A 16,779-nucleotide genomic window follows, 5' to 3' on the forward strand; every position below is an offset into this window, starting at 1 on the left:
GGGAGTGGTTATGGGTGATCGGCACGACTATGTGGCCCTCGAATGGGTCAAGGGCGAAATTGCCGAAACGTTGAAGCAGGCGTTTATTGCCCTTGAAAGCATGGCCCTCGACAACCGGGTCGAAGAACCACTGACGGCGCACGCGATCGAGGAGTGCCTGGCGGGGATTCACCAGGTTCACGGCAGTTTGCAGATGGTCGAATTCTACGGCGCGGCGCTGCTCGCCGAAGAGATGGAGCAGCTCGCGGCAGCGTTGCAGCAAAACCGCGTCAGCCACCGCGATGAAGCCATTCGCCTGCTGCAACAAGCCCTCGGCCAACTGCCGATTTACCTCGACCGCGTGCACAGTGCCCGCCGTGACTTGCCGTTGGTGGTCTTGCCGTTGATCAACGACCTGCGCAGCGCCCGTGGCGAAAGCCTGTTGTCGGAAACCAGCCTGTTCAGCCCGCAGTGGCAAGCGCTTCCCGAATTGGATGACGACACGCTGGCAATGCTTGAGCCGGCCGAGCTGCCGAATGTGCTGCGCAAATTACGGCAAATGTTGCAGATGGGGCTGGTTGGGTTGCTTCGCGAACAGGACGACACCGCCAATCTCGGCTATCTGGCCAAGGTCTTTGCACATCTCGAAACGCTGTGCGACGGCGCACCCTTGGGGCCGTTGTGGCAGATCGCTTCGGCGCTGGTCGAAGGCATGCTCAGCGGCAGTGTCGCCAATAGTCCGGCGCTGCGCAGCCTGTTCAAGGACTCTGACAAGGAACTCAAGCGCCTGCTTGAACACGGCATCTCGGAAATCAATCAGCCGGCACCGCCTGAGCTGCTCAAAAGCCTGCTGTTCTACATTGCCAAGGCACAACATCCCACTGCGCAGATGCAAGCCATGAAAGAGCGTTATGCCCTGGACGACGCGTTGCCCGACAGTGCAATGGTCGATGAAGAACGCGCCCGTCTGGCCGGCCCGGCCCGCGACGCGATGCGCTCGGTGCTGGCCGCGCTTTGCGAAGAGCTGGTGCGGGTCAAGGAGCGCCTGGACCTGTTCGTGCGCAGCGACCGTCAACATGTCTCGGACCTCGACAGCCTGCTGGCGCCACTGCGGCAAATCGCCGACACCCTGGCGGTACTCGGCTTCGGTCAACCGCGCAAGGTGATCATCGATCAACTGGCGGTGGTCCTGAGCCTTGCCCAAGGCCAGCGCGAGCCGAACGATGCGACCCTGATGGATGTCGCCGGTGCCCTGCTTTACGTCGAGGCGACCCTGGCTGGAATGGTTGGCACCGTCGAGGAAAACCGCGAAGAGAGCCGGTTGCCGACCACCGACCTGACGCAAATCCACCAGATTGTCATCAAGGAAGCGCGAATCTGCCTGCAACAGGCCAAGGACATGATTGTCGACTACATCGACAGCGATTGGGATCGTCAGCTCTTGCAGCCGCTTCCAGCTGTGCTGACCCAGGTGCGTGGCGCGTTGGCGATGATTCCGTTGAGCCGTGCGGCGAGCCTGCTGGAAGCCTGCAAAGGTTTCATTCGCGAGCATCTGCTGGCAGACCGGACGCGTCCCGATTGGCCGCAACTCGACAGTCTGGCCGACGCCATTACCAGCATCGAGTATTACCTGGAGCGTTTGAGCGAAGACCCCGAGGCGCCCGGCGAAAAGATCCTCGATGTCGCCGAGCAAAGCCTGGCGGCTCTGGGGTATTTCCCCGGCGAGGTGCCTGTGCCGTTGCCCGAAGACGTGCTGAGCCCAGGCTTGGCATTGGTGATGCCGGATCTGCCGGCGCTGGATAACCCGCAGATTGCCCAGTCGCTGGCCGAGGTGTTGGCCAGCCCGGCCCGTGCCGTCAATCCGCCCGCGCTGATCACTCCGGGCAGTCTGTTGCCGCCACCGGCCGATGAAGAACCGGTGGATACCGAGCTGCGCGAAGTCTTTCTCGAGGAGACCGATGAAGTCCTGGATATCCTGCGCGAATACTTGCCGCGCTGGGTGGCCAGCCCCGACAGCGCCTCGGTCCTGAGCGAGTTGCGTCGCGCTTTCCATACGTTGAAAGGCAGCGGGCGAATGGTCCGCGCACTGGTGTTGGGCGAGTTGGCGTGGGCGCTGGAGAATCTGCTCAACCGGGTGCTGGAGCACAGTGTCGAACCGGGTCCGCCGGTTTATCAACTGCTGGATGAAGTGCTGCAACTGCTCCCTGAACTGATTGCTGAGTTCGCCGCCAACACCCAGCGTCAGCGTGTAGATGTCGACCGCCTGGCCGCTCGCGCCCATGCCCTGGCGAAGGGTGATGAAACCCTGCCGGGCACTGCGCTGCAGGACGGCGAGATACTTGATCCGCAGTTGCTGGAGATCTTTCGCAACGAAGCTGAAACTCACCTCCAGAGCCTCGACCGTTTTCTCGACCGGGCCGCCGAGCACGTGCCGTTGCAGGCCAGCGATGAGTTGCAGCGCGCGTTGCACACCCTCAAGGGCAGCGCTTCGATGGCAGGTGTGTTGCCGATTGCCGAACTGGCGGCGCCGTTCGATCATCTGGCCCGCGAGTACAAGGCGCACCAGATTGCGTTGGACCTGGACGAAGTCGAGCTGCTGCTCGAAGCCGGCGATCTGTTTCGGTGCGGGCTGAAGCAATTGAACAGTGATCCGCTGACGCCGATCAGGGGCGCCGAAGACTTGATCGGGCGCACTCAGGCACTGCTTGCCGAGCGTCTGGACGCCATCCTCAATGCGCCGAACACGGGGCTGCGGATCAAGCGTGATCCGCAACTGATCAACAAATTCCTGGCCCAGGGCATGGACATCCTGCTGGACGCCGAAACCCTGTTGCAGCGCTGGCAGCAACACCCCGGCGAGCGCCAGGAACTCAGCGCGCTGCTGGATGAATTGACGACCCTGGGCGAGAACGCGCACTTGGCCGATCTGCATCCGGTGGACGAGCTGTGCGAAGCCTTGCTCGATCTCTATGGTGCGGTGGAAGAAAGCAGCCTGGTGGTCAACGAACGGTTCTTCCACGAGGCGCAAAGCGCTCACGAAGCGCTGATCAACATGCTCGACGAACTGGCTGCCGGCCAGGAAGTCGGCTCGCAACCGGCGCGGGTGCGGGCCTTGCGTGATCTGCTCAATGAGGGTCTTGATCCGTCGGCCATGGGCCTGATTCGCAGCGATGGCAGCCGCACGCTGAGCATTACCGAACTGGGCAGTGCCACCAGCGAGCTGGCGCAGGCGCAGGCGTTGACGATTGACGATGAAATCGTTTCGATCTTTCTCGAAGAAGCGGTGGATATCCTCGAAAGCGCCGGACAAGCCTTGCAGCGTTGGCTCAATGATCCGGAGAGCGCTGCGCCGCTGTCGTCGTTGCAGCGCGACTTGCACACCCTCAAGGGGGGCGCGCGGATGGCCGAGGTTGGGCCGGTCGGCGATCTGGCCCACGAACTTGAAAGCCTTTATGAAGGACTGGTCGACCGGCGCTTCAGTCATTCGCCAGCGCTCGGGGTGTTACTGCAACAGAGCCACGACCGCCTCGCGATGTTGCTCGAGCAGTTGCAGAACCATCAGCCACTGAGCGATCCGGGTACGCTGATCGAGGAGATCCAGCAATTTCGACAAAGCACTGGCAGTACGGCCGATGTGGTCGAGACTGCGGCTGCGAATGATGCGGCGAGCCACGATCCGGAACTGTTGGAGATCTTCCTCGAGGAAGGTTTCGACATCATCGACAGTTCGGGCGCGGCGCTGTCGCGCTGGCAGGCAGACCCACAGAACCGTCAGGAAATGGAAACCCTGCTGCGCGACCTGCACACCCTCAAGGGCGGCGCGCGAATGGTCGAAATCGCCCCGATTGGCGACCTGGCCCATGAGCTGGAATTTCTTTACGAAGGGTTGTCGACCGGCTTGCTGCACGCCATACCGGCGCTGTTCGATCTGTTGCAACGCAGCCATGACCGGTTGGCGCAGATGCTCGATGCGACCCGCGCCGGTCAGCCGGTGCTGCCGGCTGACAGCCTGATCGACGCGATCAAGGCCTTCACTCACCCATCGGCTGACAAGCCCTCGACGCCGGCTCCGGTGGTTGAAGTCGCACCGGTGGCCAAGCCTGAGGCCACAGCGCTGCAACCGGATGCTGGCGCCGATATGGTCAAGGTCTCGGCCGAGCTGCTGGACGATCTGGTCAACCTGGCCGGGGAGACCTCGATCTTTCGGGGGCGTATCGAGCAGCAAGTCAACGATGCCCACGTTGCCCTGAGCGAGATGGAAACCACCATCGAGCGCATGCGCGATCAACTGCGCAGGCTCGATACCGAAACCCAGGGCCGGATTCTCAGTCGGCAGCAGGTTGAGGCTGAGCGCCTGGGCTACGAAGAGTTCGATCCGCTGGAAATGGACCGTCACTCGCAGTTGCAGCAGTTGTCGCGGGCGTTGTTCGAGTCGGCTTCCGACTTGCTCGACCTCAAGGAAACCCTCGACCGCTGCAACCACGACGCCGAGAACCTGCTGCAACAACAAGGCCGGATCAACACCGAACTGCAAGAAGGCTTGATGCGCTCGCGCATGGTGCCGTTCGAACGGATGCTGCCGCGCTTGAAGCGTATCGTTCGTCAAGTCTCCAGCGAGTTGGGCAAGGACGTCGAGTTCATTGTCGGGAACGCCGAAGGCGAGATGGACCGCAATGTGCTGGAACGTATGGCGGCACCGCTTGAGCACATGCTGCGCAATGCTGTCGACCACGGCCTGGAGTCTGCCGAAGTACGCCGGGCAGCCGGGAAACCCGAGCAAGGCCGCATCACCCTGGACCTGTCCCGTGAGGGCGGCGACATCATTTTCGACATCCGCGACGACGGTGCCGGCGTGCCGCTGGATGCCGTGCGGCGCAAGGCGATCAAGCGCGGGTTGCTCGACCCCGGTAGCGACATGAGCGATCGCGACGTGTTGCAGTTCATTCTGCAACCAGGATTTTCCACGGCGGAGAAAATCACCCAGATCTCCGGGCGTGGCGTCGGCATGGACGTGGTTCACGAAGAAGTGCGGCAACTCGGTGGCTCGATGGTCATCGACTCGACACCGGGACAGGGCGTGCACTTTCGCATTCGGCTGCCGTTCACCGTGTCGGTCAACCGTGCGCTGATGGTGCAGTGTGCCGAGGATCAATACGCGATCCCGCTGAACACCATCGAAGGCATCGTGTGCGTGCTGCCCTTTGAGCTGGAGGGCTATTACCAGCTCGATCCACCGCTATATGAATACGCCGGGCAACGCTATGAACTGTGTTACCTCGGCGAGCTGCTGAAGACCAGCGTCCGCCCGAAACTGCTGGGCCAGAGCCTGCCGTTGCCGGTGTTGCTGGTGCAGTGCAACGAGCGGCGCATCGCGGTGCAGGTCGATGCGACGACCGGTACCCGGGAAATCGTGGTGAAAAGTCTCGGCCCGCAGTTCGCGGCGGTGCAAGGTTTGTCCGGCGCGACCATTCTTGGCGATGGCCGGGTGGTGCTGATTCTCGACCTGCTGACGCATATCCGCGCCATGCAGGCGCACGTGTCGCCGCAGCGGGTCATTCAGGAGCCGGTCACCGAGGCCGAGCCGCAGCGTTCGATGCTGGTCCTGGTGGTCGACGACTCGGTTACGGTGCGCAAGGTCACCAGCCGCCTGCTCGAACGCCACGGCATGAACGTGCTGACTGCCAAGGACGGTGTCGACGCCATGCTGTTGCTCGAAGAGCACATGCCTGACCTGATGCTGCTGGACATTGAAATGCCGCGCATGGATGGTTTTGAAGTGGCCATGCAGGTGCGCAACGATCCACGGTTGCAGCACCTGCCGATCATCATGATCACCTCGCGCACCGGCCAGAAACACCGCGACCGGGCGATGGCTATCGGCGTCAACGACTACCTCGGCAAGCCGTACCAGGAATCGGTGTTGCTCGACAGCATCGCCTTGTGGAGCAAAACCCATGCTTGAGCACCGCACCAGCAACCTTACCGGGCTGCTGTTGCCCTTGGCCGATCGCAACCTGATCCTGCCCAATGTCGCCGTCGCCGAGCTGATCGACTATCAGCCCGGTGCCTTTGACCTCGACTCACCGCCCTGGTACCTGGGCCTGGTGACCTGGCGTGATCGGAAAATCCCGCTGTTGAGTTTCGAATCGGCTTGCGGCAACAAAACCGTGATCGGCGACCGCGCGCGCATCGTCGTCCTCAACGCCCTCGGCGGGCGCCCGCACCTCAAATTCATCGCCTTGCTGGTGCAAGGCATTCCACGCTCCTACAAGCTCGACAGCCAGTTGAGCTACGTCGACGTGCCGCTGTGCTCGCTGGAACACGCTGCGGTACAGGTCGCCGAACACGTGGCGAAAGTCCCGGACCTGCTGGCGCTGGAAGAGTTGTTGGTGGGGGCGGGGTTGGTTGCGCAGTGAGTTGAACGCTCCCTTTTGGGGAACGATAAGTCCCACAAAGGGACCGATTTCGTCCACGACATTTGATTTGAAACATTGCGCTCTCAGGCTGCAAGCCTGAGGCTTGTGCGATGTTGCAGTGATTTTTTGAGGTTGGAGACACATGTATCACGGAGAAAAATTCAACGCCTGGAGCCATTTGTTCGGGGCGGTTGCGGCGTGTGTCGGGGCGGTCTGGTTGTTGGTGATTGCCAGTCTGGACGGCAGCCCCTGGAAGATTGTCAGCGTGGCGATTTACGGGTTTACCTTGCTGGTGCTGTACAGCGTTTCGACGGTTTATCACAGCGTGCGCGGGCGGGCGAAGGTGATCATGCAGAAGGTCGATCACCTGTCGATCTACCTGCTGATCGCTGGCAGTTACACGCCATTTTGTCTGGTGACTTTGCGCGGACCGTGGGGCTGGACGCTGTTCGGGATTGTCTGGGGGCTGGCGGTGATCGGCATGCTGCAAGAGATCAAACCGCGCTCCGAGGCGCGGATTCTGTCGATCGTGATCTATGCGGTGATGGGCTGGATCGTGCTGGTGGCGGTCAAGCCGCTGCTGGCGGCGTTGGGCACTATCGGGTTTGCCTGGCTGGCGGCGGGCGGGGTGTTCTATACCGTCGGCATCATCTTCTTCGCCCTCGACAGCCGACTGCGCCACGCCCACGGCATCTGGCACCTGTTCGTCATCGCCGGCAGCTTGCTGCACTTTGTGGCGATTCTGTTTTACGTCTTGTGAAGCAAAAGATCGCAGCCTTCGGCAGCTCCTGCGCCGAACGCGTTGCTCTGTAGGAGCTGTCGCGGGCTGCGATCTTTTAGCTGGTGCTCATCAACGATCCACCAACCGATCCAGTTGCTCCTGCGCGCGCGTGCTGAAGATCGTCAGCAAATCGCTCAGGGTGTGCGGCGGTGGCTCGTCAACGCGGGTCACGGCGTACAAAGTGATCGGCAACGGCGGCGCCAATGGCCGGATGGTCGTAGTCCTCGGTGAGGCACCGAGGGCTGTGAACGGGTCGATGACCGCCAGCCCGGCACCGGATTCGACCATGGCCCGCGCCAATGAATAGGTCTGCACGGAGATGCTGACCCGTGGCGGTGGCTCGACGGCTTTCAGGTAACTGTCGAGCCTGGCGGACAACGGATCGGCGCTGGACAGACCAATCAAAGGCGCATCGGCCAAGGCCATCAATGGCAGTGGCTTGCCTTGGTCTACCTCAGGCCAGTAACCGCTCGGCGCCAACGCTACCAGCACCCCACAGGCCAACGCCTGGGCCTTGAGCCCTGGGTGGTCGGGTTGTTGCAGGGTCAGCGCGACATCGATTTCACGCATCAGCAGGTTCTGCATCAATTCGCGGCTGTGGGCGCTGGACAGTTCGCAGACGATGTCCGGGTAACGCCGGGTCCACTCGTTGACCGCCGGCGGCAGTAGCGACAGGGCCAGCGCCGGTGTCGCGCCGATCCGCAGGCTGTGGCCCGGCTCGCGGCGCAAGCTCTGGGCCAGGCGTCGCACTCCTTGCAGGCTTTCAGTGACCTTGTCGACCTCGCGCTCCAGTTCCAGTGCTTCAGGCGTAGCCTGCAATTTACCACGCACCCGCAAAAACAGCGGGAAGCCCAGTTGTTGCTCGGCGTGCTGCAACACCTTGGTCACCGCAGGCTGCGAGACGTGCAGTAATTGCGCGGCGCCGCTGACCGAACCGGTCTGGCGGATGGCCTGGAAAATCTCGATGTGTCGAAGGCGCATGGCGATTCCATAACCTTTGCTTATGGGTCAGGCATCTTTATTCATTGTTCGGCGCCTGTCACCTGGCTCTAACCTCAGGCCCGTCTCAACAATGACTAAGGACTGACATGGCTCAGCGAGTTTGCATCATCGGCGGTGGGGTGATTGGCCTGACAACGGCTTACGCGCTGGTTCGCGATGGCTTTGAGGTGACGGTGGTCGAGGCCCGTGACTCGCTGGGCAGCGAAACCAGTTTTGCCAACGGCGGCCAATTGTCCTATCGCTATGTTGCGCCGCTGGCCGATGCCGGCGTGCCGTTACAGGCCATCGGCTGGATGCTGCGAGGGGATTCGCCGCTGAAGCTGCGCATGCGTTTCGACCCGGCGCAGTGGCGCTGGATGGCGTCCTTCCTTGGTGCTTGCCGGACCTCGGTGAATCGCCAGAATGCGGCCCATTTGCTACGTCTGGCGCTATTGAGCCAGACCACCCTGCAAGGCTGGCGCGAAGAGGACTCGCTGGACGGCTTCAATTGGCGGCGCAACGGCAAACTGGTGACCTTTCGCCAGGCTGCGAGCTTCGAGCATGCCCGCAACAGCCTCGTCGATCCACAGCAACAGCAAGTGTTGTCGCCAGCTGAAAGCGCGCGTCTTGAGCCAGCGCTGGCTGATGCTGCGTTTGTCGGGGCGATTTATACCCCGGACGAAGAGGTGGGCGACTGCCACGCCTTCTGCCAGCAACTGATGAAGCGGCTGAAAGCCTCGGGCCGATGCGAGTTTCGGCTGGGGCGGGCGGTGATCGGGATTCGTCATGTCGACGGTGCGGTAAGCGCCATTGAATTGGCTGATGAGGTGTTGCCGGTCGAACAACTGGTCATCGCCGCCGGCCACCGTAGCCCGTTGCTGGCACTGCCCGGTGTGCACCTGCCGCTGTATCCGCTCAAAGGTTATAGCCTGACGGTACCGATTGGTGCGGAGCATCGTGCCCCGGACCTGAGCATCACCGACTACGACCGCAAGATCGTCTATGCGCGGATCGGTGAGCAATTGCGGGTGGCGGCGATGGTCGACATCGTTGGCTTCGATCCGGCGCCGGATCCCAAGCGCCTGGCACTGATCAAGCGCCAGGCTTGCGACACGTTTCCGAATGCCGGCACCTACGACGCGGCTGTCGAATGGGCTGGTATGCGCCCGGCTACTCCCAGCGGCGTGCCGCTGTTGGGGGCGACGGCTTACCGCAACCTGTGGCTCAACCTCGGCCATGGCGCGTTGGGTTTCACCCTGGCGTGCGGCAGTGCCCGGGTGCTCAGCGAACTGATCGGCCAACGCAACCCTTCCATCGACCTGCAGGGTTTTACGCATCGTGCTGCCTGACCTCTCATCCATGCAAAGGAACGTTTCATGACCATCACTCGTATCAACAGCAACAGTCGTTTATCCGGCGCCGTGACCTTTGGCGAGTTGGTGTTTCTCTCCGGTCAGGTGCCGGGCGACAGCACCGATGTCTCAGGGCAGACCCGCGAGGTGCTGGAGAAGATCGACGCGTTGCTGGCCGAGGCGGGCAGCGACAAGGACCATCTGCTGAGCGCGACCATTTACCTGAAGGACATCGGGCAGGATTTTGCGGCGATGAATGACGTCTGGTCGGCCTGGCTGTCGCCGGGACACGCACCGAGTCGCACCACCTTGCAGGCTGAACTCGCACGCCCGCAGGTGCTGGTGGAAATTACCGTTATCGCTGCTCGCCGCTAAATAAACACCATCCACAACGGAGAATAACAATGCAAAAAATCACGTTGATCGGCTGCACCCTGGGCCTGCTGCTCGGGACTCAAGTCCAGGCGGCCGAGGCGCCGCTGACCGGCACCTTGAGCAAAATTGCCAGCGCCAACAGCATCACGCTGGGCTACCGCGATGCGTCGGTGCCGTTCTCTTATGTGGGTGATCAGTCGGGCCAGCCCATGGGTTACTCGGTGGACCTGGCGAACAAGATCGTTGAGCGTATCCAGCAGAAACTCGCGTTGCCGCAGCTCAAGGTGAAGTACAACCTCGTGACCTCGCAGACGCGGATCCCGCTGGTGCAGAACGGCACCGTAGACCTTGAATGCGGTTCTACCGGGGTGACCGCCGAGCGGCAAAAACAGGTGGCGTTTTCCTACGGGTTTATTTACGTCAAAGGCCAGTTACTCACGGCCAGCGACAGCGGCATCAAGAGCTTCGCTGACCTGCGCGGCAAGAACGTGGTGACCACCGCCGGCACCACTAACGAGCGCTTTCTCAAAAGCTACAACGCCGACCACAAGATCGACATGTTCGTGATCAGTGCCAAGGATCACGGTGAAGCCTTCCAGATGTTGCAATCGGGCCGGGCAGCGGCGTTTTACATGGACGATGCACTGCTTTACGGCGAGCGCGCCAAGGCCCGTGATCCGCACAAGTGGGTGGTAGTTGGAGAAGAGCAGTCGCGGGAAATCTACAGCTGCATGGTGCGCAAGGATGATCCGCAATTCCTCGCGCTGGTCAACGGAGCCCTGGCGGACCTGTACAGCTCGGGTGAAATCAACGGCATCTACCAACGCTGGTTCGAACAGCCGATCCCGCCCAAAGGGCTGAACCTGGAGTTTCCGATGACCAGCGAGCTGAAAGCCATCATCGCCAAACCGGTAAGTGATCCGGTGGAATAAACGGCAAAAAGATCGCAGGCTTCGCCAGCTCCTACGGGGATCGCGTTCGTCCGTAGGAGCTGCCGCAGGCTGCGATCTTTTCCAATCACCGCAAATCAAAAAAAGTGCGGTTAGAAATCCCCCCACAACTGCTGGGCCACGGCCAATGCCACCACCGGTGCGGTTTCGGTACGCAGCACTCGCGGGCCGAGGCGGGCGGAATGGAAGCCGGCACTTTGAGCCTGATCGACTTCCACGTCCGACAACCCGCCTTCCGGGCCGATCAGGAACGCCAGTGTCGAAGGTTTTGCATGGCTGACCAGCGGCTCGGCCACCGGATGCAGCACCAGCTTCAGTTCGGCCTCGGATTGTTTGAGCCAGTCGGCCAGCAACAGGGGCGGGTGGATCACCGGCACTCGCGAACGACCGCATTGTTCGCACGCGCTGATAGCGACCTGGCGCCAGTGCTGCAAGCGTTTATCGGCGCGTTCGTCCTTGAGCCGGACTTCACAGCGGTCACTGAATATCGGGGTGATTTCAGTGACGCCCAGTTCAGTGGCTTTCTGAATCGCCCAGTCCATCCGCTCGCCCCGGGACAAGCCCTGGCCCAGATGAATCTGCAACGGCGACTCGATTTGCCCGGCGAAGCTTTCCGTTAACGCCACGCGCACGCGTTTCTTGCCGACCTCCGCCAGCGTGCCGCGAAATTCCTGGCCTGAACCGTCGAATACTTGCAGCGCATCGCCCTCGGCCATGCGCAGCACGCGACTGATGTAGTGCGCCTGGGCCTCAGGCAATTCATGCTCGCCGAGGCTCAAGGGGGCGTCGATGAAGAAGCGGGACAGTCTCATTCTGGGTCTCTGAAAAGGGTGCTGGTGATCCGAGTCGGTGTCGACATCTTTGCGGGCGGCCCGCCTGTGTGGGAGCGAGCCTGCTCGCGATAGCATCACAGAGGTCTGGCAGAACGACTTCGGTGTCCGCATCGCGAGCAGACGGAACGCCGCCCGGCTGCTCCCACATTGACCGCATAGTGCGATCCATCAGCCCGGATCGCGGAAGCCCGGGTGGAAGTCCTTCGGTACCGCCACGCTGACCTTGTTGCTGGTGGCGATATCGATCCCTTCGCTGGCAACGGTGGCAAGGAAGTCGATCTGCTCGGGGGTGATCACGTACGGTGGCAGGAAATACACTACGCTGCCCAACGGCCGCAACAGCGCACCACGTTCCAGTGCGTGCTGGAACACCTTCAGCCCGCGGCGTTCCTGCCAGGGATAAGCGGTTTTGCTCGCCTTGTCCTGAACCATCTCGATGGCCAGCACCATGCCGGTCTGACGCACTTCCGAAACATGCGGGTGGTCAGCCAGGTGCGCGGTCGAGCTGGCCATACGCTGGGCGAGGGCCTTGTTGTTCTCGATGACGTTGTCTTCTTCGAAGATATCCAGCGTCGCCAACGCCGCCGCACAGGCCAGCGGATTGCCGGTGTAGCTGTGGGAATGCAGGAAGGCGCGCAGGGTCGGATAGTCGTCGTAGAAAGCGCTGTAGACCTCATCTGTGGTGACGCACGCAGCCAGCGGCAGATAACCACCGGTCAGGGCTTTGGACAGGCACAGGAAGTCCGGACGGATGCCGGCCTGTTCGCAGGCGAACATCGTCCCGGTGCGGCCGAAGCCGACGGCGATTTCATCGTGGATCAGGTGCACGCCGTAACGGTCACAGGCTTCGCGCAGCAGTTTCAGGTACACCGGGTGATACATGCGCATCCCGCCAGCACCCTGGATCAGCGGCTCGACGATTACCGCAGCGACGGTTTCGTGGTTTTCAGCGAGGGTCTGTTCCATCGCGGCGAACATGTTGCGCGAGTGTTCTTCCCAGCTCATGCCTTCGGGACGCAGGTAGCAGTCCGGGCTTGGCACCTTGATGGTGTCCAGCAACAGCGCTTTATAGGTCTCAGTGAACAGCGGCACGTCGCCGACCGACATCGCGGCCATGGTTTCGCCGTGGTAGCTGTTGGTCAGCGTGACGAAGCGCTTCTTGTTCGACTGACCGCGGTTGAGCCAGTAGTGAAAGCTCATCTTCAGCGCCACTTCGATGCAGGACGAACCGTTATCGGCGTAGAAGCACCGCGTCAGGCCTTCCGGCGTCATCTTCACCAGGCGTTCGGACAACTCGATCACCGGCTGATGGCTGAAACCGGCGAGGATCACGTGTTCCAGTTGATCGACCTGGTCTTTGATCCGCTGGTTGATCCGCGGGTTGGCGTGGCCGAACACGTTGACCCACCAGGAGCTGACCGCGTCGAGGTAGCGTTTGCCTTCGAAGTCTTCGAGCCATACGCCTTCGCCGCGCTTGATCGGGATCAGCGGCAGCTGTTCGTGGTCTTTCATCTGGGTGCAGGGATGCCACAGAACCGCGAGATCGCGCTGCATCCACTGATTATTCAGGCCCATTTTCACTCTCCTCGAGGCGATCCGTGACGTGCGCGGACATGCAATCGCGCAAGCCTATGCAATGCCGGGCGAGCGGACAACCTATTGTGGTGTTTGCGCATGGAAACGGAGTGCGCTACGTGGTTGTATTGACGTGCATATACGCTGACAGGGCACGCTAGAGCGTCTTATGTTGGGAGGTTAATCTTTCCTTAACACAGCTCTTTCAGACTCTTGATCGTATTTCTCGATATTTCAAAGCGAAATTTTCGGCTTTAAATCGATAGATAACTCGATAGTCTTGGTCGCAGTTCTTACAGGATTTGGGCAATGCAGCTACGTAACTCTTCCTCCCGCTACGGCTGGGTCAGCATCCTCCTGCACTGGGGCGTGGCGCTGGCAGTCTTCGGTCTGTTTGCTCTGGGCTTGTGGATGGTCGGTCTCGACTACTACAGCAGCTGGCGCAAAGAAGCGCCGGACTTGCACAAAAGCATCGGCTTGACGCTGTTCGCGTTCTTTTTGTTGCGGGTGTTGTGGCGCTTTATCAGCCCACCGCCGCCGACGCTGCAAAGCTATAGCCGCATGACGCGCCTCGGCGCCAAGCTCGGCCACTCCTTCCTCTATCTCAGCCTGTTCGCGGTGATGATTGCCGGTTACCTGATTTCCACCGCAGACGGTGTCGGGATTCCGGTGTTTGGTCTGTTTGAAATTCCTGCGCTGATTTCCGGTCTACCGGACCAGGCAGACACCGCCGGTGCGATTCATCTGTATCTGGCCTGGGCGCTGGTAGTTTTTTCCGGTCTCCATGCGTTGGCAGCACTGAAGCACCACTTTATCGACCGTGATGCGACCCTGGCGCGAATGCTGGGACGCAAAGCCTGATGTTCAACCTCGACTCCAAGGAATAGAAAGCATGTTGAAAAAGACTCTCGCCGCTCTGGCAATCGGTACCGCGCTGTTGTCGGCAGGGCAAGCGATGGCCGCAGAATACAAGATCGATAAAGAAGGCAATCACGCCTTCATCGACTTCAAGATCAGCCACCTGGGTTACAGCTTCATCAGCGGTACTTTCAAGGACTGGGACGGTAAGTTCAGCTTCGACGCCAAGGCTCCGGAAGCCAGCAAAATCGATGTTGTCCTGAAAACCGCCAGCGTTGATACCAATCACGCTGAACGTGACAAGCACATCCGTACCCCGGACTTCCTGGACGCAGCGAAATTCCCTGAAGCCAAGTTCGTTTCCACCAGTGTCAAATCCACTGGCGAAAAAACCGCTGACGTGACCGGCGACCTGACCCTGCACGGCGTGACCAAGCCAGTCGTGATCAAGGCAACCTTCAACGGCGAAGGCAAGGACCCATGGGGTGGCTACCGTGCCGGTTTCAACGGCACGACTACCCTGCAGTTGAGCGAGTTCGGCATCAAAGGCCCAGGTCCTACCTCCCAAACCCTGGACCTGGACATCTCGTTTGAAGGTGTTCAAGCGAAATAACTTTCGCTGCTGACACAAAAACGCCCCCGATCTTGCGATCGGGGGCGTTTTTGTTAGCGGGAGAAATCAGCGGTTGCGGGTCAGCAAAGCCGGTTTCTCGCCACGTGGACGGCTTGGCAGTTGATCGAGCTGCTCAGGTGTCGGGAAGCGATCGGCCTTTGACTCCTTGTGCATGATCTTCGGCTGGGTACCGCGCGGGTTCTGCACTGCAGGTTCCTGACGCGGCTGGTCGTCACGGGCCGGGCGGCGGTTGCGCGACTCTTCGCGACGGGCCTGGCCGTCACGTGGAGCGCCGTTGCGTGGACCGCTGCGTTTGGCAGGCGGGGTGCCAGTGCTGGCGCCGCTGCTGTTACGCGGACCGTTCTGGCGACCTTGTGGCTGGCCGGTGCGTGGAGCACCTGCACCAGCGCCTTGCGCCGGAGCACCCGGACGGCGGCCACGACCTTGAGGGGCCTTTTGCTGCGGAACGTAGTCGACGCGGTTACCGAAGTTATCGATATCGTCGTCGAGGAACTCGTCCGGTGCACGGTCAGCGGCGGCGCGAGGTGCCGGACGCTGCTGTTCGCGGGCCGGGGTGCCTTCACGCGGCTTTTGAGCCGGGCGTTCGCCACGGCTGGCAGCCGGTTTTTCCTTGCCGCCCTTGTCCTTGCCTTTGTCCTTACGACCGCCGCCACCGCCGCTGCCGTTTGGACCGTCGCCGCGTGGGCCACGTGGATTGCGTGGGTTACGCACATCCGGACGCTCGCGAACTTCTGGTTTCTCGGCTTCTACAGCGCTGGAATCAAAGCCCATCAGGTCGCCATCGGCGATTTTCTGCTTGGTCATGCGCTCGATGCTTTTCAGCAGTTTTTCTTCATCCGGGGCAACCAGCGAGATCGCCTCACCCGAACGACCGGCACGGCCGGTACGGCCGATACGGTGCACATAGTCTTCGTCGACGTTTGGCAGTTCGAAGTTGACCACGTGTGGCAGTTGGTCGATATCCAGGCCGCGAGCAGCGATATCGGTGGCTACCAGGATACGCACTTCGCCGGCCTTGAAGTCGGCCAGGGCTTTGGTGCGGGCGTTCTGGCTCTTGTTGCCGTGGATCGCGACAGCGCTCAGGCCGTGTTTGTCCAGGTACTCGGCCAGGCGGTTGGCGCCGTGCTTGGTACGGGTGAACACCAGAACCTGTTCCCAGGCGCCGGCAGTAATCAGGTGTGCCAGCAGCGAGCGCTTGTGGCTGGCGGCCAGACGGAACACCCGTTGCTCGATGCGCTCGACCGTGGTGTTCGGTGGCGTGACTTCGATGCGTTCCGGGTTATGCAGCAACTTGCCGGCAAGGTCAGTGATGTCCTTGGAGAAGGTTGCCGAGAACAGCAGGTTCTGACGTTTGGCCGGCAGGCGGGCGAGGACTTTTTTCACGTCATGGACGAAGCCCATGTCGAGCATCCGGTCCGCTTCGTCCAGTACCAGGATTTCCACGTGGGACAGGTCGACACTGCCTTGGCCTGCCAGGTCGAGCAAACGGCCCGGGCAAGCCACCAGCACATCAACGCCACGGGACATGGCCTGAACCTGTGGGTTCATGCCAACGCCGCCGAAAATGCAGGCACTGACGAATTTCAGGTCACGGGCGTAGACCTTGAAGCTCTCGTGCACCTGCGCGGCCAGTTCGCGAGTCGGGGTCAGGACCAGGACGCGTGGTTGGCGCGGGCCATGACGCTGGGATTTGTCCGGGTGACCGTTGGGGAACAAACGCTCCAGAATCGGCAAAGCGAAACCGCCGGTTTTACCCGTACCTGTCTGCGCCGCAACCATCAAGTCGCGACCTTGCAACACGGCGGGAATGGCCCGCTGTTGCACCGGGGTAGGCTGGGTGTAGCCCGCTGCCTCGATGGCGCGGACTAAAGCCTCGGAGAGACCGAGGGAAGCAAAGGACATGAGTAATCCTGTTTTAGTTAGGGCTTGGCCCAATGGGATAGTCTTGCCTGGCGCGAATGGCGTTTATGGAGAAGCGCAATCGCGTCCGGTCCTGCTGGGGCTTGAAGGCTCATCTTCGAGTACTCGCGCGGGCTGAAAAGCTG

General features: G+C 61.2%; 12 protein-coding genes. 8 read left to right on the plus strand and 4 right to left on the minus strand.

The features are described 5' to 3' along the window. Positions 1–10 precede the first annotated feature (10 nt). The 3 genes from AC1DHT_RS01430 to trhA all read left to right on the plus strand — a co-directional run bounded on the left by AC1DHT_RS01430 (position 11) and on the right by trhA (position 7,155). Positions 11–5,941 carry a hybrid sensor histidine kinase/response regulator gene (locus tag AC1DHT_RS01430; RefSeq protein ID WP_427543860.1) on the plus strand — a complete coding sequence of 1,977 codons (5,931 nt, stop codon included), beginning with the start codon at positions 11–13 and terminating at the stop codon, positions 5,939–5,941. Further along, the gene (locus AC1DHT_RS01435) at positions 5,934–6,395 is read left to right on the plus strand and encodes a chemotaxis protein CheW (protein ID WP_427531946.1); all 462 of its coding nucleotides are present in this window, start codon (positions 5,934–5,936) and stop codon (positions 6,393–6,395) included. Before AC1DHT_RS01430 ends, AC1DHT_RS01435 begins: the two co-directional genes overlap by 8 nt. A gap of 142 nt (positions 6,396–6,537) precedes the next feature. After that, positions 6,538–7,155 carry a PAQR family membrane homeostasis protein TrhA gene (trhA, locus tag AC1DHT_RS01440; RefSeq protein ID WP_123581315.1) on the plus strand — a complete coding sequence of 206 codons (618 nt, stop codon included), beginning with the start codon at positions 6,538–6,540 and terminating at the stop codon, positions 7,153–7,155. Positions 7,156–7,245: 90 nt separating this feature from the next. Here the strand turns inward: trhA and AC1DHT_RS01445 are convergent, their stop codons facing one another. Further along, entirely contained in the window at positions 7,246–8,157 is a 912-nt protein-coding gene (locus AC1DHT_RS01445) for a LysR family transcriptional regulator (protein WP_427543857.1), read from the minus strand. 107 nt (positions 8,158–8,264) lie between these two features. On the opposite strand from AC1DHT_RS01445, the gene AC1DHT_RS01450 reads away from it, so the two are divergent. Genes AC1DHT_RS01450 through AC1DHT_RS01460 form a run of 3 tightly spaced genes read left to right on the plus strand, consistent with a single transcriptional unit; the run spans position 8,265 to position 10,816 of the window. Next, positions 8,265–9,506 carry a D-amino acid dehydrogenase gene (locus AC1DHT_RS01450; RefSeq protein WP_427543854.1) on the plus strand — a complete coding sequence of 414 codons (1,242 nt, stop codon included), beginning with the start codon at positions 8,265–8,267 and terminating at the stop codon, positions 9,504–9,506. A 27-nt stretch (positions 9,507–9,533) separates the two neighbouring features. Then, the gene (locus tag AC1DHT_RS01455; RefSeq protein ID WP_103316745.1) at positions 9,534–9,884 is read left to right on the plus strand and encodes a RidA family protein; all 351 of its coding nucleotides are present in this window, start codon (positions 9,534–9,536) and stop codon (positions 9,882–9,884) included. A gap of 29 nt (positions 9,885–9,913) precedes the next feature. Then, complete coding sequence (locus AC1DHT_RS01460; RefSeq protein ID WP_427543851.1) at positions 9,914–10,816, plus strand: transporter substrate-binding domain-containing protein; 903 nt, start codon at positions 9,914–9,916, stop codon at positions 10,814–10,816. A gap of 110 nt (positions 10,817–10,926) precedes the next feature. Here AC1DHT_RS01460 and AC1DHT_RS01465 read toward each other — a convergent pair whose 3' ends face one another. After that, positions 10,927–11,646 (minus strand): 16S rRNA (uracil(1498)-N(3))-methyltransferase, encoded by a 720-nt coding sequence (locus tag AC1DHT_RS01465; RefSeq protein WP_054594441.1) that lies wholly within the window; start codon positions 11,644–11,646, stop codon positions 10,927–10,929. Between the two features lie 189 nt (positions 11,647–11,835). Then, entirely contained in the window at positions 11,836–13,242 is a 1,407-nt protein-coding gene (locus tag AC1DHT_RS01470) for an adenosylmethionine--8-amino-7-oxononanoate transaminase (RefSeq protein WP_216744041.1), read from the minus strand. A 309-nt stretch (positions 13,243–13,551) separates the two neighbouring features. Here AC1DHT_RS01470 and AC1DHT_RS01475 point away from each other — a divergent pair, with 309 nt between their 5' ends. Then, positions 13,552–14,103 (plus strand): cytochrome b, encoded by a 552-nt coding sequence (locus tag AC1DHT_RS01475; protein ID WP_427543847.1) that lies wholly within the window; start codon positions 13,552–13,554, stop codon positions 14,101–14,103. 31 nt (positions 14,104–14,134) lie between these two features. Next, positions 14,135–14,713: a YceI family protein gene (locus tag AC1DHT_RS01480; RefSeq protein ID WP_427543844.1), complete on the plus strand. Its 579-nt coding sequence runs from the start codon at positions 14,135–14,137 to the stop codon at positions 14,711–14,713. A gap of 66 nt (positions 14,714–14,779) precedes the next feature. Here the strand turns inward: AC1DHT_RS01480 and AC1DHT_RS01485 are convergent, their stop codons facing one another. Beyond that, entirely contained in the window at positions 14,780–16,636 is a 1,857-nt protein-coding gene (locus tag AC1DHT_RS01485) for an RNA helicase RhlE2 (protein ID WP_427543841.1), read from the minus strand. Positions 16,637–16,779: the final 143 nt, after the last annotated feature.

This window comes from Pseudomonas sp. 05N432 (genome assembly GCF_056396945.1).